This window comes from Burkholderia sp. AU6039 (assembly GCF_002223365.1).
Classification (GTDB): Bacteria; Pseudomonadota; Gammaproteobacteria; order Burkholderiales; family Burkholderiaceae; genus Burkholderia.
Genome location: NZ_NKFK01000003.1, coordinates 14,491 through 35,071 on the forward strand (window position 1 = coordinate 14,491; position 20,581 = coordinate 35,071).

19 protein-coding genes are annotated in these 20,581 nt (G+C 66.5%); 14 read left to right on the forward strand and 5 right to left on the reverse strand.

Annotated elements, in window-relative coordinates; all coding sequences use genetic code 11:
* Positions 1 to 16 precede the first annotated feature (16 nt).
* From murD to lpxC, 10 genes are all read left to right on the forward strand, one after another.
* Positions 17 to 1,531, forward strand: a complete 1,515-nt coding sequence (gene murD, locus CFB39_RS02625) for a UDP-N-acetylmuramoyl-L-alanine--D-glutamate ligase (RefSeq protein ID WP_089472103.1) — start codon at positions 17 to 19, stop codon at positions 1,529 to 1,531.
* Positions 1,528 to 2,811, forward strand: coding sequence for a putative lipid II flippase FtsW (gene ftsW, locus CFB39_RS02630; RefSeq protein WP_069247050.1), 1,284 nt, complete (start codon positions 1,528 to 1,530; stop codon positions 2,809 to 2,811). The genes murD and ftsW overlap by 4 nt, the downstream gene beginning before the upstream one ends.
* A complete protein-coding gene (gene murG, locus CFB39_RS02635; protein ID WP_089424422.1) occupies positions 2,808 to 3,911 on the forward strand; it encodes an undecaprenyldiphospho-muramoylpentapeptide beta-N-acetylglucosaminyltransferase in 1,104 nt (367 codons plus the stop codon). Before ftsW ends, murG begins: the two co-directional genes overlap by 4 nt.
* 79 nt (positions 3,912 to 3,990) lie before the next feature.
* Entirely contained in the window at positions 3,991 to 5,388 is a 1,398-nt protein-coding gene (gene murC / locus CFB39_RS02640; protein WP_089424423.1) for a UDP-N-acetylmuramate--L-alanine ligase, read from the forward strand.
* A gap of 1 nt (position 5,389) precedes the next feature.
* Positions 5,390 to 6,331 carry a D-alanine--D-alanine ligase gene (locus CFB39_RS02645; RefSeq protein WP_089472104.1) on the forward strand — a complete coding sequence of 314 codons (942 nt, stop codon included), beginning with the start codon at positions 5,390 to 5,392 and terminating at the stop codon, positions 6,329 to 6,331.
* Positions 6,332 to 6,350: 19 nt separating this feature from the next.
* Positions 6,351 to 7,103, forward strand: a complete 753-nt coding sequence (locus tag CFB39_RS02650) for a cell division protein FtsQ/DivIB (RefSeq protein ID WP_011350842.1) — start codon at positions 6,351 to 6,353, stop codon at positions 7,101 to 7,103.
* 26 nt (positions 7,104 to 7,129) lie between these two features.
* Positions 7,130 to 8,362, forward strand: coding sequence for a cell division protein FtsA (ftsA, locus tag CFB39_RS02655; protein ID WP_006487138.1), 1,233 nt, complete (start codon positions 7,130 to 7,132; stop codon positions 8,360 to 8,362).
* Positions 8,363 to 8,479: 117 nt separating this feature from the next.
* Complete coding sequence (ftsZ, locus tag CFB39_RS02660; protein ID WP_011350843.1) at positions 8,480 to 9,676, forward strand: cell division protein FtsZ; 1,197 nt, start codon at positions 8,480 to 8,482, stop codon at positions 9,674 to 9,676.
* Positions 9,677 to 9,864: 188 nt separating this feature from the next.
* Positions 9,865 to 10,371 (forward strand): peroxiredoxin, encoded by a 507-nt coding sequence (locus tag CFB39_RS02665; protein WP_011350844.1) that lies wholly within the window; start codon positions 9,865 to 9,867, stop codon positions 10,369 to 10,371.
* A gap of 240 nt (positions 10,372 to 10,611) precedes the next feature.
* The gene (gene lpxC, locus CFB39_RS02670; RefSeq protein ID WP_011350845.1) at positions 10,612 to 11,529 is read left to right on the forward strand and encodes a UDP-3-O-acyl-N-acetylglucosamine deacetylase; all 918 of its coding nucleotides are present in this window, start codon (positions 10,612 to 10,614) and stop codon (positions 11,527 to 11,529) included.
* An 87-nt stretch (positions 11,530 to 11,616) separates the two neighbouring features.
* On the opposite strand, the gene CFB39_RS02675 is transcribed toward lpxC, so the two are convergent.
* On the reverse strand, positions 11,617 to 12,093 hold the full coding sequence (locus CFB39_RS02675) for a DUF721 domain-containing protein (RefSeq protein ID WP_089472105.1): 477 nt from the start codon (positions 12,091 to 12,093) through the stop codon (positions 11,617 to 11,619).
* A 256-nt stretch (positions 12,094 to 12,349) separates the two neighbouring features.
* On the opposite strand from CFB39_RS02675, the gene secA reads away from it, so the two are divergent.
* The 4 genes from secA (at position 12,350) to CFB39_RS02700 (ending at position 17,863) form a co-directional block, all read left to right on the forward strand.
* Complete coding sequence (gene secA / locus CFB39_RS02680; RefSeq protein WP_089472106.1) at positions 12,350 to 15,148, forward strand: preprotein translocase subunit SecA; 2,799 nt, start codon at positions 12,350 to 12,352, stop codon at positions 15,146 to 15,148.
* A 144-nt stretch (positions 15,149 to 15,292) separates the two neighbouring features.
* A complete protein-coding gene (gene argJ, locus CFB39_RS02690) occupies positions 15,293 to 16,534 on the forward strand; it encodes a bifunctional glutamate N-acetyltransferase/amino-acid acetyltransferase ArgJ (protein ID WP_089472107.1) in 1,242 nt (413 codons plus the stop codon).
* 19 nt (positions 16,535 to 16,553) lie between these two features.
* Positions 16,554 to 17,423 (forward strand): ATP-binding protein, encoded by an 870-nt coding sequence (locus CFB39_RS02695; RefSeq protein ID WP_089472108.1) that lies wholly within the window; start codon positions 16,554 to 16,556, stop codon positions 17,421 to 17,423.
* On the forward strand, positions 17,420 to 17,863 hold the full coding sequence (locus CFB39_RS02700) for an NUDIX domain-containing protein (protein WP_039353126.1): 444 nt from the start codon (positions 17,420 to 17,422) through the stop codon (positions 17,861 to 17,863). The genes CFB39_RS02695 and CFB39_RS02700 overlap by 4 nt, the downstream gene beginning before the upstream one ends.
* Before the next feature lie 60 nt (positions 17,864 to 17,923).
* Here CFB39_RS02700 and CFB39_RS02705 read toward each other — a convergent pair whose 3' ends face one another.
* The 4 genes from CFB39_RS02705 to CFB39_RS02720 all read right to left on the reverse strand — a co-directional run bounded on the left by CFB39_RS02705 (position 17,924) and on the right by CFB39_RS02720 (position 20,536).
* Positions 17,924 to 18,124 carry a DNA gyrase inhibitor YacG gene (locus CFB39_RS02705; protein ID WP_027788444.1) on the reverse strand — a complete coding sequence of 67 codons (201 nt, stop codon included), beginning with the start codon at positions 18,122 to 18,124 and terminating at the stop codon, positions 17,924 to 17,926.
* 25 nt (positions 18,125 to 18,149) lie between these two features.
* Positions 18,150 to 18,905 (reverse strand): cell division protein ZapD, encoded by a 756-nt coding sequence (gene zapD / locus CFB39_RS02710; protein ID WP_039353119.1) that lies wholly within the window; start codon positions 18,903 to 18,905, stop codon positions 18,150 to 18,152.
* Positions 18,906 to 19,014: 109 nt separating this feature from the next.
* A complete protein-coding gene (coaE, locus tag CFB39_RS02715) occupies positions 19,015 to 19,623 on the reverse strand; it encodes a dephospho-CoA kinase (protein WP_089472109.1) in 609 nt (202 codons plus the stop codon).
* Between the two features lies 1 nt (position 19,624).
* Positions 19,625 to 20,536, reverse strand: coding sequence for an A24 family peptidase (locus tag CFB39_RS02720; RefSeq protein ID WP_089472110.1), 912 nt, complete (start codon positions 20,534 to 20,536; stop codon positions 19,625 to 19,627).
* Between the last annotated feature and the right edge of the window lie 45 nt (positions 20,537 to 20,581).

The window sequence follows — 20,581 nt, forward strand, 5'->3', positions numbered from 1 at the left end:
AAGGATGTCTGGCGAGATGTTTGGAGATCGGCAACGGCCGATGGTGCTCGTACTGGGGCTCGGGGAATCGGGTCTCGCGATCGCGCGATGGTGCGCGAGGCACGGGTGCCGGCTGCGTATTGCCGATACCCGCGAGGCGCCGCCGAACCTTGCCGCGCTGCAGGCCGAAGGCATCGATGCGGAATTCGTCGGCGGGGCGTTCACGCCTGCGCTGCTCGACGGCGGTGTCGAGCTCGTCGGGCTGAGCCCCGGGCTGTCGCCGCTCGAACCGGCACTCGCGGCGCTCGTCGCGGCCGCGAATGAACAGGGCGTCGCGGTGTGGGGCGAGCTGGAATTCTTCGCGCAGGCGCTGCGCGCGCTCGGCACGAGCGGCTACCAGCCGAAGGTGCTCGCGATCACGGGCACCAACGGCAAGACCACGACGACGAGCCTCACGGGCCTGCTGTGCCAGCGCTCGGGGAAGAAGGTCGCGGTCGCGGGCAATATCAGCCCCGCGATGCTCGACCGGCTCGCCAGCGCGATCGACGAAACCGCGCTGCCCGACGTGTGGGTGCTCGAACTGTCGAGCTTCCAGCTCGAGACCGCGCGCACGTTCGCGCCCGATGCGGCCGCGATCCTCAACATCACGCAGGACCACCTCGACTGGCACGGCAGCTTCGACGCGTACGCGCAGGCAAAGGGCCGGATCTTCGGCGCGACGACCACGCGCGTGCTGAACCGCGACGATGCGGCGGTGATGAAGTTCGCCCCGGCAGCCGGCGCGGCCGACGCGCCGCGCACGGTCACGTTCGGCCTGAACGAACCGGTGCAGGACGGCGACTACGGCCTGTCGCGCGATAACGGTATCGCGTGGCTGGTCGAAGCGGTCGATCGCGACGCCCCGGATGAAACCGCGACGACGACCCGTCGGCGCAAGCGCGATGCCGCGCATACGCCCGACATCGCGCAGAAGCGCCTGATGCCGGCCGACGCGCTGCGCATCCGCGGGCTGCACAACGCGGCGAACGCGCTGGCCGCATTCGCGCTCGCACGCGCGATCGACCTGCCGGCCGCGCCGCTGCTGCACGCGCTGCGCGAGTACCGCGGCGAAGCGCATCGCGTCGAAGTGATCGCGACGATCGACGACGTGGACTACGTCGACGACAGCAAGGGCACGAACGTCGGCGCGACGGTTGCCGCGCTCGACGGGCTGGCGCAGAAGATCGTGCTGATCGCGGGCGGCGACGGCAAGGGGCAGGATTTCGCACCGCTGGTCGCGCCGGTCGCGCGCTGGTGCCGCGCGGTGATGCTGATCGGCCGCGACGCACCGGCGATCCGCGACACGCTCGCCGAAACGGGCGTGCCGCTCGCCGACCACACGACGCTCGAAGGGGCCGTGCACGCGGCGGCCGACCTCGCGGAGCCGGGCGACGCGGTGCTGCTGTCGCCTGCCTGCGCGAGCCTCGACATGTTCAGGAACTACGCCCATCGCGCGGATGTGTTCCGCGCGGCGGTCGACGAAATCGCCATCGACAAAGGAGCGACGCCATGAGCTGGTCCGATCGCCTCGTCTCCCGTTTCAACGATCGTCGCGACACCGGCGGCAATGCTGCGGGCGGCCGCGTCGCGTCGGCCACGCGCGCCGCGACGGGCGGCCTCGCGAGCGTCGTCAACGGCGTGCGCCCGAGCCGTTCGCGGATGCTCGACTTCGACTACTCGCTGCTGTGGGTCGCGATCGCGCTGCTCGGGCTCGGCGTCGTGATGGTGTATTCGGCGTCGATCGCGATGCCCGATTCGCCGAAATACGCGTCGTATCACGATTACGCGTTCCTGATGCGCCACTGCATCTCGCTCGCCGTCGCGTTCATCGCGGCGGTGATCGCGTTCCGCGTGCCGGTGTCGACGTGGGACAAATACGCGCCGCAACTCTTCCTGATCGCGCTCGTCGGCCTCGTGATCGTGCTGATCCCGCACGTCGGCAAGGGCGTGAACGGTGCGCGCCGCTGGATTCCGCTCGGCATCACGAACATGCAGCCGTCGGAAATCATGAAGCTCGCGGTGACGATCTACGCGGCGAACTACACGGTGCGCAAGCAGGAATACATGCAGAGCTTCGCCAAGGGCTTCCTGCCGATGGCGTTCGCGGTCGGCCTGGTCGGTGCGTTGCTGCTGCTCGAGCCGGACATGGGCGCGTTCATGGTGGTCGCGGCGATCGCGATGGGCGTGCTGTTCCTCGGCGGTGTGAACGGCAAGCTGTTCGGCGGCCTCGTCGCGACCGCGATCGGCACCTTCACGATGCTGGTGTGGCTGTCGCCGTGGCGTCGCGAGCGGATCTTCGCGTACCTCGATCCGTGGGACGAGCGCTACGCGCAGGGCAAGGCGTACCAGCTCACGCACTCGCTGATCGCGTTCGGCCGCGGCGAGTGGTTCGGTGTCGGCCTCGGCGGCAGCGTCGAGAAGCTGAACTACCTGCCGGAAGCGCATACCGACTTCATCCTCGCGGTGATCGGCGAGGAGCTTGGTTTCGTCGGCGTGCTGGTCGTGATCCTGTTGTTCTACTGGATCGTGCGCCGCGCGTTCGAGATCGGCCGCCAGGCGCTCGCACTCGATCGCACGTTCGCGGGCCTGATGGCGAAGGGTATCGGCATCTGGTTCGGCGCGCAGACCTTCATCAACATGGGTGTGAACCTCGGGCTGCTGCCGACCAAGGGCCTGACGCTGCCGCTCGTGAGCTACGGCGGCTCGGGCATTCTGCTGAACTGCGTCGCGCTCGCGGTGCTGCTGCGGGTCGACTACGAAAACCGGGTCCTGATGCGCGGAGGGAAGGTATGACCGCGTCGCAACGCACGCTGATGGTGATGGCAGGCGGCACTGGGGGCCACGTGTTCCCGGGGCTCGCGGTCGCGCACCGGATGGAAGCGGCGGGCTGGCGCGTCGTGTGGCTCGGCAATCCGGCCGGGATGGAAGCGACGCTCGTGCCGAAGCACGGCATTCCGATGGAATACGTGCGGTTCGGCGGGCTGCGCGGCAAGGGTTTGAAGACGAAGCTGACGCTGCCGTTCAACCTGCTGCGCGCATGCGGGCAAAGCCTCGCCGCGCTGCGCCGCGTGCGGCCCGACGTTGTGCTCGGGATGGGCGGCTACATCACGTTCCCGGCAGGCGTGATGACCGCGCTGTCGGGCCGTCCGCTCGTGCTGCATGAACAGAATTCGATCGCGGGCCTGACGAACAAGGTGCTCGCGAAATTCGCGAAACGCGTGCTCGTCGCGTTCCCCGGCGCGCTGCCGCACGCGGAATGGACGGGTAACCCGATTCGCGCGGAACTTGCCGGCACGCAAGCGCCCAAAGCACGCTATGCATCGCGCAGCGGCCCGCTGAACGTGCTGGTCGTCGGCGGCAGCCTCGGGGCGGCCGCGCTGAATGAAGTCGTGCCGCGCGCGCTGGCGATGCTGGCGCCGGGCGAACGCCCGCGCATCGTGCACCAGGCCGGCGCGAAGCACATCGAAGCATTGAAGGCGAATTACGAAGCGGCCGGTTTCGCGGCCGGCGAAGACGTGCGGCTCGTGCCGTTCATCGACGACATGGCGGCCGCGTATGCGGCGGCGGATCTCGTGATCTGCCGGTCGGGGGCGATGACGGTGTCGGAGATCGCGGCGGTGGGCGTGGCGGCGCTGTTCGTGCCGTTCCCGTACGCGGTCGACGATCACCAGACGAGCAACGCCGCGTTCCTCGCCGATGCGGGCGCGGCCGTGCTGGTGCAACAACGCGACCTGTCGGCGGAACTGCTTGCCGACTGGCTGCGCGGCCAGTCGCGGGCATCGCTCGCGGACATGGCGGAACGTTCGCGCTCGCTGGCGAAGCCCGAGGCCACCGACGAAGTCGCGCGCGTGTGCGCGAAGGCGGCCGGCGCGAACCTGGAACAACTTAAATGAAACAACCCCCACGCTCACTTCGTTCGCTGCCCCTCGAGGGGGCGGTCAGCCTCCTTGGGGCGGCCCGGCGGAGGCTGACATGAAACACATCGTCAAACACATTCATTTCGTCGGGATCGGCGGCGCGGGCATGAGCGGCATCGCCGAAGTGCTCGTCAACCTCGGTTACGAGGTCAGCGGCTCGGACCTGTCGCGCAACGCGGTGACCGATCGTCTCCAGGCGCTCGGCGCGCGGATCGCGATCGGCCACGACGCGGCGAACATCGAGGGCGCGAACGCGGTCGTCGTGTCGACTGCCGTGCGTTCGGACAACCCGGAAGTGCTGGCCGCGCGCGCGCAGCGCGTGCCGATCGTGCAGCGTGCGGTGATGCTGGCGGAGCTGATGCGCCTGAAGCAGGGCATCGCGATCGCCGGCACCCACGGCAAGACCACGACGACGAGCCTCGTCGCGAGCGTGCTCGCGGCGGGCGGACTCGATCCGACCTTCGTGATCGGCGGGCGCCTGATCAGCGCCGGCGCGAACGCGCGGCTCGGCACGGGCGACTTCATCGTCGCCGAGGCCGACGAGTCGGACGCATCGTTCCTGAACCTGTATCCGGTGATCGAAGTCATCACGAACATCGACGCCGACCACATGGACACCTACGGCCACGATTTCGCGCGGCTCAAGCAGGCGTTCATCGAATTCACGCAGCGCCTGCCGTTCTACGGCAGCGCGGTCGTGTGCGTCGACGATCCGAACGTGCGGCAGATCATCCCGTTCATTTCGAAGCCGGTCGTGCGCTACGGGCTGTCGCCGGACGCGCAGGTGCGCGCCGAAGACATCGATGCACGCGACGGCCGCATGCATTTCACGGTGATCCGTGAAGGGCGCGCGCCGCTCGCGGTCGTGCTGAACATGCCGGGCCTGCACAACGTGCAGAACGCGCTCGCGGCGATCGCGATCGCGACCGATCTCGGCGTGTCGGACGACGCGATCCAGCTGGCGCTCGCGGAATTCAACGGTGTCGGCCGGCGCTTCCAGCGCTACGGCGACGTGCCGACCGCGGACGGCGGCCAGTACACGCTGATCGACGACTACGGCCATCACCCGGTCGAGATGGCCGCGACGATCGCGGCCGCGCGCGGCGCGTTCCCGGGCCGCCGCCTCGTGCTGGCGTTCCAGCCACACCGCTACACGCGCACCCGCGACTGCTTCGACGATTTCGTCAACGTGCTGTCGACGGTCGACGCGCTGGTGCTGACCGAAGTCTACGCGGCGGGCGAGGCGGCGATCTCGACCGCCAACGGCGACGCGTTGTCACGCGCGCTGCGCGCGGTGGGGAAGGTTGACCCGGTGTTCGTCGCGACGGTCGACGACGTGCCGGACGCATTGGCGAAGGTCGCGCAGAACGGCGACGTGGTGATCACGATGGGCGCGGGTTCGATCGGCGGCGTGCCGGCGAAGGTTGCGCAGCACACTCAACAGAAGGCATGACATGAGCGGGATTGATCCGAAACGTTTCGGCAAGGTGGCGGTGTTGTTCGGCGGCGAGTCCTCGGAGCGCGAGGTGTCGCTCACGTCGGGCAAGCTCGTGCTGCAGGGCCTGCGCGACGCGGGCATCGACGCGCACCCGTTCGACCCGGCCGAGCGCCCGCTGGCGGCGCTGAAGGATGAAGGGTTCGTGCGCGCGTTCAACGCCCTGCACGGCGGCTACGGCGAGAACGGCCAGATCCAGGGCGCGCTCGATTTCTACGGCATTCGCTACACGGGCAGCGGCGTGCTCGGCTCGGCGCTCGGCCTCGACAAGTTCCGCACGAAGCTCGTGTGGCAGCAGACGGGCGTGCCGACGCCGCCGTTCGAGACGGTGCTGCGCGGCGACGACCTCGCGGCGCGCGCGACGGACATCGTCGCGAAGCTCGGCCTGCCGCTGTTCGTGAAGCCGGCGAGCGAAGGCTCGAGCGTCGCGGTGCTGAAGGTGAAGACGGCCGATGCGCTGCCGGCCGCGCTCGCGGAAGCCGCGACGCACGACCCGATCGTGATCGTCGAGAAGAGCATCGAAGGCGGCGGCGAGTACACCGCCTGCATCGCCGGCGATCTCGACCTGCCGGTGATCAAGATCGTGCCGGCCGGCGAGTTCTACGACTATCACGCGAAGTACGTCGCCGACGACACGCAATACCTGATTCCGTGTGGGCTGCCCGCCGACAAGGAAGCGGAGCTCAAGCGCGTCGCGCGCCGGGCGTTCGACGTGCTCGGCTGCACCGACTGGGGCCGCGCGGACTTCATGCTCGACGCCGACGGCAACGCGTACTTCCTGGAAGTGAACACCGCGCCGGGCATGACCGACCACTCGCTGCCGCCGAAGGCCGCGCGCGCGGTCGGCATCAGCTATTCGGAGCTGGTCGTGAAGGTGCTGTCGCTCACGCTCAACGACTGACGCAGGAACGGAACGACGTATGTGGAACAACGTTCGCCAACTCAACCTTGCCGCCAGCGCGCTGTACGCGCTGCTGCTGCTCGTGTTGGCGGCGGCCGGCTGCTACTGGCTGATCCAGCGCCCGACGTTCGCGCTGCGGGAAATCCGGATCGACGGCGACACCGAGCACATCAATTCACCGACGGTGCGCGCGGGCGTGGTCGGCCGGCTGAAGGGCAATTTCTTCACGGTCGATCTCGACGCCGCGCGCGCCGCGTTCGAGCAGATGCCCTGGGTGCGCCATGCGAGCGTGCGCCGGGTGTGGCCGAATGCGCTGGCTGTCACGCTCGAGGAGTACAAACCGCTCGGGACCTGGGGCAGCGACCAGCTCGTGAGCGTCGATGGCGAGCTGTTCACTGCGAACCAGGGCGAGCTGGAGCAGGAACTGCCGGCGTTCGACGGCCCGGAGGGCAGTGCGAAGGAAGTCGTCACGCGGTATCGCGACTTCGGGAAATGGTTTGCGCCGCTGAAGGCGGCGCCGGAAGAAGTGACGCTGTCGGCGCGGTACGCGTGGACGGTGAAGCTGTCGAACGGCATGCAGGTCGAGCTGGGCAAGGAACGCAACAGCGAGTCGCTGCATGACCGGAGCCAGCGCCTGGTGGCCGCATGGCCGGCCGTCACGGAACGCTGGGGCAACGACATCGAGTACGCGGACCTGCGCTATCCGAATGGATTCGCGATTCGCGCGGCAGGCATGCGGTTCCTGACCGATACCGACAAGCGCAAGAAGTAACGAGAGATCACACGCAAGAGCACTTTATGAGCAAAGACTACAAGGATCTGCTGGTTTCCCTCGACATCGGCACGTCGAAGGTGGTGGCCATCGTCGCCGAGCTGAAGGGCGAAGGCCACTACGAGGTGATCGGCCTCGGCCAGAGCGAGTCGAAGGGTCTGAAGAAAGGTGTGGTGGTCAACATCGAGGCCACCGTGCAGTCGATCCAGCGCGCGCTCGAGGAAGCCGAGCTGATGGCCGACTGCAAGATCACCAACGTGTTCACGGGGATCGCGGGCAGCCACATCCGCAGCTTCAACTCGAGCGGGATGGTCGCGATCAAGGACAAGGAAGTCACGCAGACCGACGTCGCGCGCGTGATCGAGACCGCGAAGGCGATCAACATCCCGACCGACCAGCAGGTGCTGCACATCCTCACGCAGGAATTCATCATCGACGGCCAGGAAGACGTGCGCGAGCCGATCGGCATGAGCGGCATCCGGCTGGAAGTGAAGGTGCACATCGTGACGGGCGCGGTGAGTGCCGCGCAGAACATCGTCAAGTGCGTGCGCCGCTGCGGGCTCGAAGTGAACGACCTGATCCTGCAGCCGCTCGCGTCGTCGCTGGCCGTGCTGACGGAAGACGAGAAGGATCTCGGCGTGGTGCTGGTCGACATCGGCGGCGGCACGACGGACATCGCGATCTTCGCCGAAGGCGCGATCCGCCACACCGCGGTGATTCCGATCGCCGGCGACCAGATCACGAGCGACATCGCGATGGCGCTGCGTACGCCGACGCCGGATGCGGAAGACATCAAGGTCGGCTACGGGATCGCGAAGCAGGCGCTCGCCGATCCGGACGAAATGGTCGAAGTGCCGGGCCTCGGCGAACGCGGCCCGCGCACGCTGTCGCGCCAGGCGCTGGCAGCGGTGATCGAGCCGCGCGTCGAGGAGCTGTTCTCGCTCGTGCAGCAGGTCGTGCGCGAATCTGGTTACGAAGAACTGCTGAGCTCCGGCGTGGTCATTACCGGCGGGGCATCGATGATGCCCGGCATGGTCGAGCTCGGCGAAGACATTTTCCTGAAACCGGTGCGCATCGGCGCGCCGGAATATGCAGGCGGCCTCTCCGACGTCGTGCGCAATCCGCGCTACTCGACGGCGATGGGGCTGCTCGTCGAAGGCAGTGCCCAGCGCATGCGCGGCCGCAAGGTCGCCGTGCAGTCCGGCAACGCGGGACAGGTGTTCTCGCGGATGAAGGAATGGTTCCTGAGCAACTTCTGACGAATCGAACCGAATCGAAATTCGCGCTGGTGCCGGCGGCTGGCGCGCGACAGGGGGTTGCCCGATCTCCTGCCGAATAACGGCCGAGTAGCAGTCATTCTCTTGACGGAGGCAACAATGGAATTCGAAATGCTGGAAACCGAGACCAACGGCACCATCATCAAGGTGGTCGGCGTTGGCGGCGCTGGCGGCAATGCCGTCCAGCACATGATCAACCGCGGCGTGCAGGGCGTCGACTTCATCGTGATGAACACGGATGCGCAGGCGCTGTCGCGTTCGCGCGCATCGTCGGTGATCCAGCTCGGCAACACGGGCCTGGGCGCTGGCGCGAAGCCGGAAATGGGCCGTGCGGCAGCGGAAGAAGCGCGTGAGCGCATCGCCGACGCACTGCGCGGCGCGCACATGGTGTTCATCACGGCCGGCATGGGTGGTGGCACGGGCACGGGCGCGGCACCGGTGGTCGCGCAGATCGCGAAGGAGATGGGCATCCTGACGGTCGGTGTCGTCAGCAAGCCGTTCGAGTTCGAAGGCGGCAAGCGCATGCGCGTCGCTGAAGCCGGTTCGCAGCAACTGGAGGATCACGTCGACTCGCTGATCGTCGTGCTGAACGACAAGCTGTTCGACGTGATGGGCGACGACGCCGAGATGGACAAGTGCTTCCAGTGCGCGGACGACGTGTTGAACAACGCGGTCGCGGGCATCGCTGAAATCATCAATGTCGATGGCCTCGTGAACGTCGACTTCGAAGACGTGAAGACGGTGATGGGCGAGCAGGGCAAGGCGATGATGGGCACGGCGACGGTCGCCGGCGTCGATCGCGCACGCCTCGCGGCGGAACAGGCCGTGGCGAGCCCGCTGCTCGAAGGCGTCGATCTGTCGGGCGCGCGCGGCGTGCTGGTCAACATCACGTCGAGCCGTTCGCTGCGTCTGTCGGAAACGCGCGAAGTGATGAACACGATCAAGAGCTACGCGGCGGAAGATGCAACGGTGATCTTCGGTGCGGTGTACGACGACGCAATGGGCGATGCGCTGCGCGTGACGGTCGTGGCGACGGGTCTGGGCCGTGCGGCGAAGAAGCAGCAATCGGCACCGATGACGCTGCTGCGCACGGGTACGGACAACCAGCCGGTCAGCGCGGTATCGCACGGCTATGCGCCGACGCATCACGTCAGCACGGCAGACTACGGCGCGCTCGACACGCCGGCGGTATGGCGCAATTCGCGCGAAACCGCGGCATCGCACGTGCAGGCGCTGCAGGAGAAGGGTGTCGACACGTACGACATCCCGGCTTTCCTGCGCAAGCAGGCTGACTGACGCAAACACAGGCGAAGCCGCGGCGAATCTGCCGCGGTATCGCCGGCGTGACGGATGCTACGGACCACGACAGGCCGCGTCGGCTGCGACGCCGGGCCGGGAAACGTGCCCTCTCCGCTCAAGCGGGGCGGGGTGGACCGTGCTGTCCGCGACACGCTGAAAAACCGTATCGCTATGAGGGACCAGCCATGATTCAAGTGGGCGACGCGCTGCCCGACGCGCAATTGTTCGAGTACATCGACGACGCGCGCGAAGGGTGCACGCTGGGGCCGAACGCCTACAGCGTGCGCGACCAGGTTGCGGGAAAGCGGGTGGTGATCTTCGGATTGCCGGGCGCTTTCACGCCGACCTGCTCGGCGCAGCATGTGCCGGGCTACGTCGAACACGCCGAGCAATTGCGCGCGGCGGGCATCGACGAGATCTGGTGCGTGTCCGTCAACGACGCATTCGTGATGGGCGCATGGGGACGTGATCTGCACACCGCGGGCAAGGTGCGCATGATGGCGGACGGCAGCGCGGCTTTCACTCATGCGCTGGGGCTGACGCAGGATTTGTCCGCGCGTGGCATGGGAATTCGTTCCCTGCGCTACGCGATGGTGATTGACGGCGGTGTGGTCAAGACGCTGGCCGTCGAGGCGCCGGGCAAATTCGAAGTGAGCGATGCGGCGAGTGTTCTCGCGACGTTGACGTCCTGATCGTGCGGTGCGCCGTTGCCTTCCGGCAACGCTGCTCACCGGCCTCAGGGCAGTTGTAACACGGGCCGATGACCGGAAACGCCTCCGTTCCGGGCATCGGCCCGTCCCGTATCGGCGCGGGTAAACAGTCGAAACAGATTGATACGCAGTTTCAAACTACGCTGAATAGGGAATTACGCTATAATCTGCCCTATCGAATATAACTCCTGATTGATATCTTCAATCACGACGAAGAACATCATGCTGAAGCAGCGCACCATCAAATCCATCGTGAAGACCGTGGGTATCGGTGTCCACTCGGGCCGCAAGATCGAGCTGACGCTCCGTCCTGCCGCACCCGGCACGGGCATCGTCTTCTCGCGCGTCGACCTTCCCACGCCCGTCGACATTCCCGCCGCGGCGACGTCGATCGGCGATACGCGGCTCGCGTCGGTGTTGCAGAAGGATGGCGTGCGCGTGTCGACCGTCGAGCACCTGATGTCGGCATGTGCCGGCCTCGGTATCGACAACCTCTATGTCGACGTGACGGCCGAGGAAATCCCGATCATGGACGGCAGCGCGGCGACCTTCGTGTTCCTGATCCAGTCCGCCGGGATCGAGGAGCAGAACGCGCCGAAGCGCTTCGTCAAGGTGAAGAAGACGGTCGAAATCCGTGATGGCGACAAGTTCGCGCGTCTCGATCCGTACTTCGGTTTCAAGCTGAAATTCTCGATCGACTTCCGTCACCCGGCCGTCGACAAGACCGGCCAGGAGCTCGAGGTCGATTTCGCCAATACGTCGTACGTGCGCGAGATTGCGCGTGCACGCACGTTCGGCTTCGCACATGAAGCCGAGATGCTGCGCGAGATGGGTCTCGCCCGTGGCGGCAGCATGGAAAACGCGATCGTGCTCGACGAGTACCGCATCCTGAACAACGACGGGTTGCGCTACGACGACGAGTTCGTGAAGCACAAGATGCTCGACGCGATCGGCGACCTGTACGTGATCGGCCATCCGCTGCTGGCGTCGTACACGGCGTACAAGTCGGGCCACGGGCTGAACAACGCGCTGCTGCGCGAACTGCTCGCGAACGAGGATGCGTACGAGATCGTCACGTTCGACGATCCGCAGGCCGCGCCGAAAGGCTTCGCGTTCGACATGCAGACGGCCTTCGCCTGATCTGCGTTCCGTGCAAGCAATAAAAAAGCAGCCTTCGGGCTGCTTTTTTATTGGCCGGGCACTTGGCGTTGCCGGCGGTGCGCGCCGTCAGCGCGGCTTCGCGCCATGCCGGGCCGCCATCCGCGCGAGCGCGTCCTGCAGCGGTGACGGTTCGAGATGATCTGCCAGGTCGCGCAACGCGGCCGCGCCAGCCGACGTCATCCGCGCCTGCTTCACGTGGGGCGGCTCCGGCGCATCCTTCGGGCGCACGCGTACGCGTAGCGTCGAGACCGGCCAGCCGCGTTTTTGCAGATCGCCGAGCAACCGCGGTTCGACCTGTCGCAGACGAGCGGCCAACGCGTTGTGCGCAGCAAAGAGGGTCAGGGTGCCATCCTTCACGAAGCCGGGCTCGACATGGTTCGCCAGATAGTCGGGCAGGAGCGCGGCAAGATCGCGCTGCAGCGACGCGATCTGTTCGACGCCGGCGCGCAACGCCGCGAACGCGTCGGTGCGGCCGAGCACTTCGGACACGGGTTGCGGGCGATACGGGGCGAGCGGGCCGAAACGCTTGGAAAATCGGTTCATCGAGACATTCTTCGGGCGCGCACGCGCGCGGACGTTGACGCCGATTGTACCCGTGCGGGCCCGTGCACGGGCGGCTTTCGCCCCGATGGCCCGGCGGTCGGCGCGCAGTGTCCGTCCGGCCGAGACACGGGCGCACGCTTCCCCGCGTGCTAAAATTCATCGTTTGAGTCCACTAATTCGCTAAGCCGCCGAGGCTCGGGCGCCGGGGCGCGCAACACGCGCCGGGCGCCGGTGCTGCGACGCAGGATCCGATCCGATGACAACCGGTTTTCTCCAGAAAATTTTTGGCAGCCGCAACCAGCGGCTCGTCAAGCAATACCAAAAGACCGTCACGACGATCAATGCGCTCGAAACGCAGATCGAGAAGCTGACGGACGACCAGTTGCGCGGCAAGACGGACGAATTCCGCCAGCGGGTCGCGGCCGGCGAGTCGCTCGACAAGCTGCTGCCCGAGGCCTTCGCGGTCTGCCGCGAAGCCAGCCGTCGCGTGCTGAAGATGCGGCACTTCGACGTGCAGATGATCGGCGGCATGGTGCTCCACTACGGCAAGATCGCGGAAATGCGCACCGGCGAGGGCAAGACGCTCGTCGCGACGCTGCCCGTGTACCTGAACGCGCTGGCAGGCCGCGGCGTGCACGTGGTGACCGTCAACGATTACCTCGCGCAGCGCGACGCCGAATGGATGGCGCGCCTCTACAACTTCCTCGGTCTGTCGGTCGGCATCAACCTGTCCGGCATGGAGCACGACCAGAAGCAGCAGGCCTACGCGGCGGACATCACGTACGGCACGAACAACGAATTCGGCTTCGACTACCTGCGCGACAACATGGTCTACGAGACCGACGCGCGCGTGCAGCGGGCCCTGAATTTCGCGGTCGTCGACGAAGTGGACTCGATCCTGATCGACGAGGCGCGTACGCCGCTGATCATTTCGGGCCAGGCCGAGGATCACACCGAGCTGTACGTGCGGATGAACGCACTGCCGCCGCTGCTCGAGCGCCAGATCGGCGAAGAGAAGGCCGACGGCACGGGCGTCGAGAAGCCGGGCGACTACACGCTCGACGAGAAGGCGCGCCAGGTGTTCCTGACGGAATCGGGCCACGAGAAGGCCGAGCGCCTGCTCGCCGAATGGGGCCTGATCGGCGAGGGCGAAAGCCTGTACGCACCGCAGAACATCACGCTGATGCACCACGTGTACGCGGCGCTGCGCGCGCACACGCTGTTCCACAAGGATCAGCACTACGTCGTGCAGAACGGCGAAGTGGTCATCGTCGACGAATTCACGGGCCGCCTGATGGCCGGCCGCCGCTGGTCCGACGGCCTGCACCAGGCGGTCGAGGCGAAGGAACACGTGAAGATCCAGAGCGAGAACCAGACGCTCGCGTCGATCACGTTCCAGAACTACTTCCGGATGTACGCGAAGCTGGCCGGCATGACCGGTACCGCCGACACCGAAGCGTACGAATTCAACGAGATCTACGGCCTCGAGACGGTCGTGATTCCGACCAACCGTCCGCCGAAGCGGATCGACAAACAGGACCAGATCTACAAGACGGCCAAGGAGCGCTATGACGCGGTGATCCGCGACATCCGCGACTGTTACGAGCGGGGCCAGCCGGTGCTGGTCGGTACGACGTCGATCGAGAACTCGGAGCTGCTGTCGCACCTGCTGAAGCAGGCCGGGCTGCCGCACGAGGTGCTGAACGCGAAGCAGCACGAGCGTGAAGCCGCGATCGTCGCGGAAGCCGGCCGGCCGAAGCGCGTCACGATCGCAACCAACATGGCCGGTCGCGGTACCGACATCGTGCTCGGCGGCAATGCCGAGAAGCAGGCCGCATTCATCGAGGCCGACGAAGCGATCCCGGCCGACGAAAAGGTGCGCCGCATCCAGCAACTGCATGACGAGTGGGAAACGCTGCACGAGCAGGTGAAGGCCGCGGGCGGCCTGCACATCATCGGCACCGAGCGCCACGAATCGCGCCGGATCGACAACCAGCTGCGCGGCCGTGCGGGCCGCCAGGGCGATCCGGGTTCGTCGCGCTTCTACCTGTCGCTCGACGATCCGCTGCTGCGCATTTTCGCGGGTGACCGCGTGCGTTCGATCATGGACCGCCTGAAGATGCCGGAAGGCGAGGCGATCGAGGCCGGCATCGTCACGCGCTCGATCGAGTCCGCGCAGCGCAAGGTCGAAGCGCGCAACTTCGACATCCGCAAGCAGCTGCTCGAATACGACGACGTGTCGAACGACCAGCGCAAGGTGATCTACCAGCAGCGTAACGAGCTGCTCGAAGCGCACGACATCACCGAGACGATCACCGCGATGCGTCACGGCGTGATTACCGAAGTCGTCCGCCAGTTCGTGCCGGAAGGCAGCATCGAAGAGCAGTGGGACGTGCCCGAGCTCGAGGAAGCGCTGCGCAACGACTGGCAGCTCGACCTCGCGATCCAGGAAATGGTGAACGAGTCCTCGTCGATCACGGCCGAGGAAATCCTCGACGCGGTGACGACGGCCGCCGACGAGCAGTACGAGGCGAAGGTCGCGATGGTCGGCCGCGAATCGTTCAGCGCGTTCGAGCGCTCGGTGATGCTGCAGACGGTCGACCGCCTGTGGCGCGAGCACCTCGCGGCGCTCGACCACCTGCGCCAGGGCATCCACCTGCGCGGCTATGCGCAGAAGAATCCGAAGCAGGAATACAAGCGCGAAGCGTTCGAACTGTTCGCCGCGATGCTCGAGGCGATCAAGCAGGAAGTCACGCGCGTCGTGATGAACGTGCAGATCCAGTCGCCGGAACAGCTCGAGCAGGCCGCCGAGCAGATCGAGGAGCGTGGCGGTCATCTCGAGAACGTCGAGTACCAGCATGCCGATTACGCGGAAGCCGGTGCGCCGGTGGCCAATGTCACGGCTGCCGCGGCGGCTACGGCCACCGCCGACATGGTCGGCAGCGCGATGACGCACAGCGGCCCTGGCGGCGAAATGCCGAAGGTCGGCCGTAACGACCCGTGCCCGTGCGGCAGCGGCAAGAAGTACAAGCAATGTCACGGGAAGCTGTCATGATCGACGGCGGCGCGCATCACGCGTGCCGCTTCGTTCGCAGTTTCGAGTGAGTGAGGTGAGTTGCGGCGGCCCGCGCGTGCGGCCGCTGGTTCTTCCAATCGATGCCGGCGCATGCCGGCATTTTCCATCCGGCAGGTGTGCCCCATGGCTGTCAATTTTCCGTCGATCGATCCCGCCCAACTGCATCCCGTCGCCGGCGTCACGCTCGGCTGGGCGGAAGCGAACATCCGCAAGCCGAATCGCAAGGACGTGCTGGTCATCTCCGTCGACGAAGGCGCGACGGTCGCGGGCGTGTTCACCGAAAACCGTTTCTGCGCCGCGCCGGTCACCGTCTGCCGCGAGCACCTGGCCAAGGTGCGCGCGGGCGGCGCGGGCATTCGCGCGCTCGTCGTGAATACGGGCAATGCGAACGCGGGCACCGGCGAGCCGGGCCTCGTGAACGCACGCGAAACCTGCACGGAACTCGCGCGCCTCGCGGGCATCGAGCCGGCACAGGTGCTGCCGTTCTCGACCGGCGTGATCCTCGAGCCGCTGCCGATCGATCGCCTGAAGGCCGGCCTGCCGGCCGCGCTCGCGAACCGCAAGGCCGCGAACTGGTTCGACGCCGCGCAGGCGATCATGACGACGGACACGCTGCCGAAGGCCACGTCGCGCCAGGTGACGATCGACGGCCATACGGTCACGCTGACGGGCATCAGCAAGGGCGCGGGCATGATCAAGCCGAACATGGCGACGATGCTCGGCTTCCTCGCGTTCGACGCGAACGTCGCGCAGCCGGTGCTCGACACGCTCGTGAAGGAAGTGGCCGACCGCTCGTTCAACTGCATCACGATCGACGGCGATACGTCGACGAACGACTCGTTCATCCTGATCGCATCGGGCAAGAGCACGCTGCCGGCGATCACGTCGACCGATTCGCCGGCCTATGCGGCGCTGCGCGATGCGGTGACGGAAGTCGCGCAGGTGCTGTCGCAACTGATCGTGCGCGATGGCGAAGGCGCGACGAAATTCATGACGGTGCAGGTCGAAGGCGGCAAGAATGTCGCGGAATGCCGCCAGATCGCTTACGCGATCGGCCATTCGCCGCTCGTGAAGACGGCGTTCTACGCATCCGACCCCAACCTCGGCCGGATTCTCGCGGCAATCGGCTATGCGGGCGTCGCGGATCTGGACGTCGACAAGATCGACCTCTATCTCGACGACGTGCTCGTCGCGAAGGCGGGCGGCCGCAACCCGGCTTACCAGGAAGAAGACGGCCAGCGCGTGATGAAGCAGAGCGAAATCACGATCCGCGTGCTGCTCGGCCGCGGCGACGCGCAGGCCACCATCTGGACGTGCGACCTGTCGCACGACTACGTGAGCATCAACGCGGATTACCGCTCCTGATCGGGAGCGTTCGAACGACATGGACAAGCTTGAACAGTTTCTGACGCGCGCCGAAGCGCTGCTCGGCCGTCTTGAGGGGATGCTGCCGCCCGCGCCGGCCGCGGTCGACTGGAATGCCGCGCACGCGTTCCGCTGGCGCAAGCGCCAGGGGCGCGGCTATCTGCAGCCGGTGCCGGCCGTGTCGTCGATCACGCTCGACGATCTCCACAACATCGATCGCCAGAAAGGGCTGATCGAACAGAACACGCGGCAGTTCGTGCAGCAGAAGCCGGCCAACAACGTGCTGCTGACCGGCGCGCGCGGTACCGGCAAATCGTCGCTGATCAAGGCGTGCCTGAACGCGTATGCGAACGAGGGCCTGCGCCTGATCGAAGTCGACAAGGACGACCTGCACGATCTCGGCGACATCGTCGACCTGATCTCGCAGCGTCCCGAGCGCTTCATCGTGTTCTGCGACGACCTGTCGTTCGAGGAAGGCGAGTCGGGCTACAAGGCGCTGAAGGTCGCGCTCGACGGCTCGATCGCCGCGCAGTCGGACAACGTGCTGATCTACGCGACGTCGAACCGCCGCCATCTGCTGCCCGAGTACATGAGCGACAACGAGTCGTACAAGCATCTTCCGGATGGCGAGATTCACCCCGGCGAAGTCGTCGAGGAAAAGATCTCGCTGTCGGAGCGCTTCGGCCTGTGGGTCAGCTTCTATCCGTTCAAGCAGGACGACTACCTCGACATCGTCGGGCACTGGCTGCGACATTTCGGCTGTCCCGATGCAGAGATCGAATCCGCACGCGGCGATGCGCTCGTGTGGGCGCTCGAGCGCGGTTCGCGCTCGGGGCGCGTCGCGTGGCAGTTTGCGCGTGACTGGTCGGGCCGCAAGGAGCAGGCATGAGCGCGGATCTTGCACAAGGCGCGGTGCGCGCGCCCGATGGCCGCAAGGTGACGGAAGTCGCGGTCGGCGTGATGGTGCAGCCGGACGGAAGCTACCTGCTCGCGCAGCGGCTGCAAGGCAAGCCGTATGAAGGCTACTGGGAGTTTCCGGGCGGCAAGCTGGAGGCCGGTGAAAGCGTCGAGGACGCGCTTGCGCGCGAACTGCACGAGGAGCTCGGCATCGAAGTCACGGCCAGCCACCGCTGGCACACGCTCGAGCACGATTATCCGCATGCGTACGTGCGGCTGTATTTCTGCAAGGTGACGGGCTGGACGGGCGAGCCGCACAGCAAGGAAGGGCAGGCGTTCGTGTGGCAGCAACTGCCGGTCGCCGTCGCGCCGCTGTTGCCGGCCGCGCTGCCGGTGCTCGAACTGCTCGAAAAGGAAGCCGCGTCGAACTGACGCCATGATGGCCTGCCGGAAAGGCGGGCCATATCACTGGCGGGCGGTGCCGCGCGCCGCTCAGCTGTCGCGGCGGCCGTCCGTGCCGTCTTCTTCCGACGAGGGGCCCTCGTCGGAGGATCCACCGATCCGGTACTTTTCCGCGGCCCATGCGCCGAGGTCGAGCTGCTTGCAGCGGGCCGAGCAGAACGGGCGGAACTGATTTTCGGGCGTCCAGCGCACTTCGGCGCCGCACGACGGGCATTTCACAACGGTAGTCATACGAAAGCGATCCGGCCCGCGGCCGTTACAGATTGCACAGTGTCAGATGGAACGGCACGTCGATATCCACCGCGCGCGGACGCACATCGCCGTCCTGCATGGTGAACCGTACCCACAGCATGTATTTGTTCGCGCTCGCTTCGGGAATGACGCGCAACTCCGGCGGCACACGCACCTGCATCAACTGGTAGGTGCGGCCGGACAGCATCTGCTGGTAGCTGCCCTGCATCGCCATGACCTTCGACGCCTGGCCCGATTCGCGCGCGAGCCGCAGCACGATCGTCACCGCGTCGCGCAGCGGCAGCATCGGCAGGATCCACTTCGCGATGTCCTGGCGCCGCTGCTCGGCGGGCCACTGCTGCCATGCGTAGTACGACGGCAGGTCGAACTTGCACGTGCCGCCGGGAATCACCGCACGGCTGCGGATGCTGGCCAGCCACTCGTTGTCGACGAGGTGCTGCCCGGTCTTGCCCTGCATCTGCGCGAGGTTCGCGAGCGTTTGCTCGATTTCGCCGAGCACGGCTTCGAGTGCGTTCTGCTCGATGCCCGGATTGCCGCGAAAGGGGGCGAGCGTCTGGCGCTGACGTTCGAGCTCCTTCATCAGATCCGATTTCAGGTCCGCGCGGCCCGTTACCTCGGCGATTTCGAACAGCGTCGTCAGCGCGACGTGGTGTTCACGCGGGTCCTCCTGAGCCAAAAAGAACGCGAAGCGCTCGAAGAGATCTTCGAGGCGCAACAGCGTGCGAATTCGCTCATTGAACGGATACTCGTAAAGAATCAAGCGCGCTCGCCTCTTGGGTAGGGATTGAAACAATGCAGGACATTCTAATGCTCACTCTCTACCCTAGCAACGCGCCAATTTCGTACACCATCACGATTGGGCACGAGGTTCAGCGCGCGGCGGCCGCAAACCCGAGATAGCGTTGGTGCAGTGCATCGACCTGTGCGGCGAGCGTGTCGGGTGTCGTCGCGTCGTTGACGATCACGTCGTCGGCCGCCGCGAGACGTGCTCCGCGCGTCGCCTGTTTCGCAATGATCGCTTCGACCTGCTCGCGCGTGAAGCCGTTGCGCCGCATCACGCGTGCAATCTGCGTGTCGATCGGGCAATCGACGACGAGCACGCGATCGCAGCGCGCCTTCCAGTTGCCTGACTCGACGAGCAGCGGCACGACGAACATCACGTACGGACCCTGCGCTTCGCGGGCCTCGCGATTGGTTTCCGCGCGGATCAGCGGATGCGTGATCGCTTCAAGGCGCCGGAGCGCAGCGTCGTCGCTGAAGATCAGTGCGCGCATCTTCGCACGGTCGAGCGAGCCGTCGGCGGCAACGAAGCCGGGGCCGAATGCCTGTTCGATCGCCGGCATCGCGAGACCGCCCGGTGCGGTGATGCGATGGGCGATCAGATCGGTATCGACCAGTGACGCGCCGCGGGCGCCGAACAGGTCGGCGACGGTCGTCTTGCCGCTGCCGATGCCGCCGGTGAGTCCAATTGCGAACATGTCAGCCTCCGAGCGCCGAATAGAACGGGGTGCCGAAAAACAGCGTCGCGGCGCCGCCTGCCGCGAGGAACGGGCCGAACGGAATCGGCTCCTCGAAGCGCATGCGGCCGCGCCAGGTCGCGATGAGCCCGACGATCGCGCCCGTCACCGCGGCGAACAGCACGACCTGCGGCAATGCGGCCCAGCCCATCCATGCGCCGAGCGCGGCGAGCAGCTTCAGGTCGCCGAAACCGATGCCCTCGATGCCGCGCAGCCATTTGAACAGCCAGTAGATCGCCCACAGGAACAGGTAGCCGGCCATGGCCCCGATCACCGCCGAGCGCAGCGACGTGAACGTGCCGCCGAGGTTCAGCACGAGCCCGGCCCACAGGAGCGGCAGCGTCATCGAGTCGGGCAGGTAGCCCGTCCGGATATCGATCGCGCTCATCGCGAGCAGCGCGGCGCACAGCGCGAACGCGGCAAGCGCGGCGACGGTCGGGCCGAATACCGCGAGTGAGCCGGCGGCGAGCAGCGCGCACGCGAGCTCCACGAGCGGATATACGATGCCGATCGAATGGCCGCAGCGCCGGCAGCGCCCGCGCAGCATCAGAAAGCTGACGAGCGGGATGTTTTCCCATGCGCGCAGCACGTGGCCGCAATGCGGGCAGGCGCTGCGCGGACGCCACAAATCGTAGCGCGGCGGGTAGCCGTCGTCGGGCGGCGCGCTCGCATTGCCGGTCGCTTCATCGATCTCGGCCTGCCACGCACGCTGCATCATCACAGGTAGCCGGTGGACGACCACGTTCAGGAAGCTGCCGACGCAAAGGCCGACGACGACCGCGAACGCATACTGCAGCGCGGGCGGCAGCATTGCCAGCGCGAGCAGCGTGCTCTCGGGCGAATCGGTAACGGAGTACAGGGGCGCTGGCGTCATGAGGCTCAAGGTTCGGACTAAAAGGCGACAGAATCGGTTGCGATG

Bases quoted from the DNA above. Each gene is read 5' to 3' on its own strand.
- CFB39_RS02650 (WP_011350842.1), top strand. From the start codon at position 6,351: ATGTGGAACAACGTTCGCCAACTCAACCTTGCCGCCAGCGCGCTGTAC.
- CFB39_RS02700 (WP_039353126.1), top strand. From the start codon at position 17,420: ATGAGCGCGGATCTTGCACAAGGCGCGGTGCGCGCGCCCGATGGCCGC.
- ftsW (WP_069247050.1), top strand. From the start codon at position 1,528: ATGAGCTGGTCCGATCGCCTCGTCTCCCGTTTCAACGATCGTCGCGAC.
- murC (WP_089424423.1), top strand. From the start codon at position 3,991: ATGAAACACATCGTCAAACACATTCATTTCGTCGGGATCGGCGGCGCG.
- CFB39_RS02645 (WP_089472104.1), top strand. From the start codon at position 5,390: ATGAGCGGGATTGATCCGAAACGTTTCGGCAAGGTGGCGGTGTTGTTC.
- murD (WP_089472103.1), top strand. From the start codon at position 17: ATGTTTGGAGATCGGCAACGGCCGATGGTGCTCGTACTGGGGCTCGGG.
- CFB39_RS02695 (WP_089472108.1), top strand. From the start codon at position 16,554: ATGGACAAGCTTGAACAGTTTCTGACGCGCGCCGAAGCGCTGCTCGGC.
- CFB39_RS02665 (WP_011350844.1), top strand. From the start codon at position 9,865: ATGATTCAAGTGGGCGACGCGCTGCCCGACGCGCAATTGTTCGAGTAC.
- ftsA (WP_006487138.1), top strand. From the start codon at position 7,130: ATGAGCAAAGACTACAAGGATCTGCTGGTTTCCCTCGACATCGGCACG.
- ftsZ (WP_011350843.1), top strand. From the start codon at position 8,480: ATGGAATTCGAAATGCTGGAAACCGAGACCAACGGCACCATCATCAAG.
- CFB39_RS02705 (WP_027788444.1), bottom strand. From the start codon at position 18,124: ATGACTACCGTTGTGAAATGCCCGTCGTGCGGCGCCGAAGTGCGCTGG.
- murG (WP_089424422.1), top strand. From the start codon at position 2,808: ATGACCGCGTCGCAACGCACGCTGATGGTGATGGCAGGCGGCACTGGG.
- argJ (WP_089472107.1), top strand. From the start codon at position 15,293: ATGGCTGTCAATTTTCCGTCGATCGATCCCGCCCAACTGCATCCCGTC.
- CFB39_RS02720 (WP_089472110.1), bottom strand. From the start codon at position 20,536: ATGACGCCAGCGCCCCTGTACTCCGTTACCGATTCGCCCGAGAGCACG.
- secA (WP_089472106.1), top strand. From the start codon at position 12,350: ATGACAACCGGTTTTCTCCAGAAAATTTTTGGCAGCCGCAACCAGCGG.
- lpxC (WP_011350845.1), top strand. From the start codon at position 10,612: ATGCTGAAGCAGCGCACCATCAAATCCATCGTGAAGACCGTGGGTATC.
- CFB39_RS02675 (WP_089472105.1), bottom strand. From the start codon at position 12,093: ATGAACCGATTTTCCAAGCGTTTCGGCCCGCTCGCCCCGTATCGCCCG.
- coaE (WP_089472109.1), bottom strand. From the start codon at position 19,623: ATGTTCGCAATTGGACTCACCGGCGGCATCGGCAGCGGCAAGACGACC.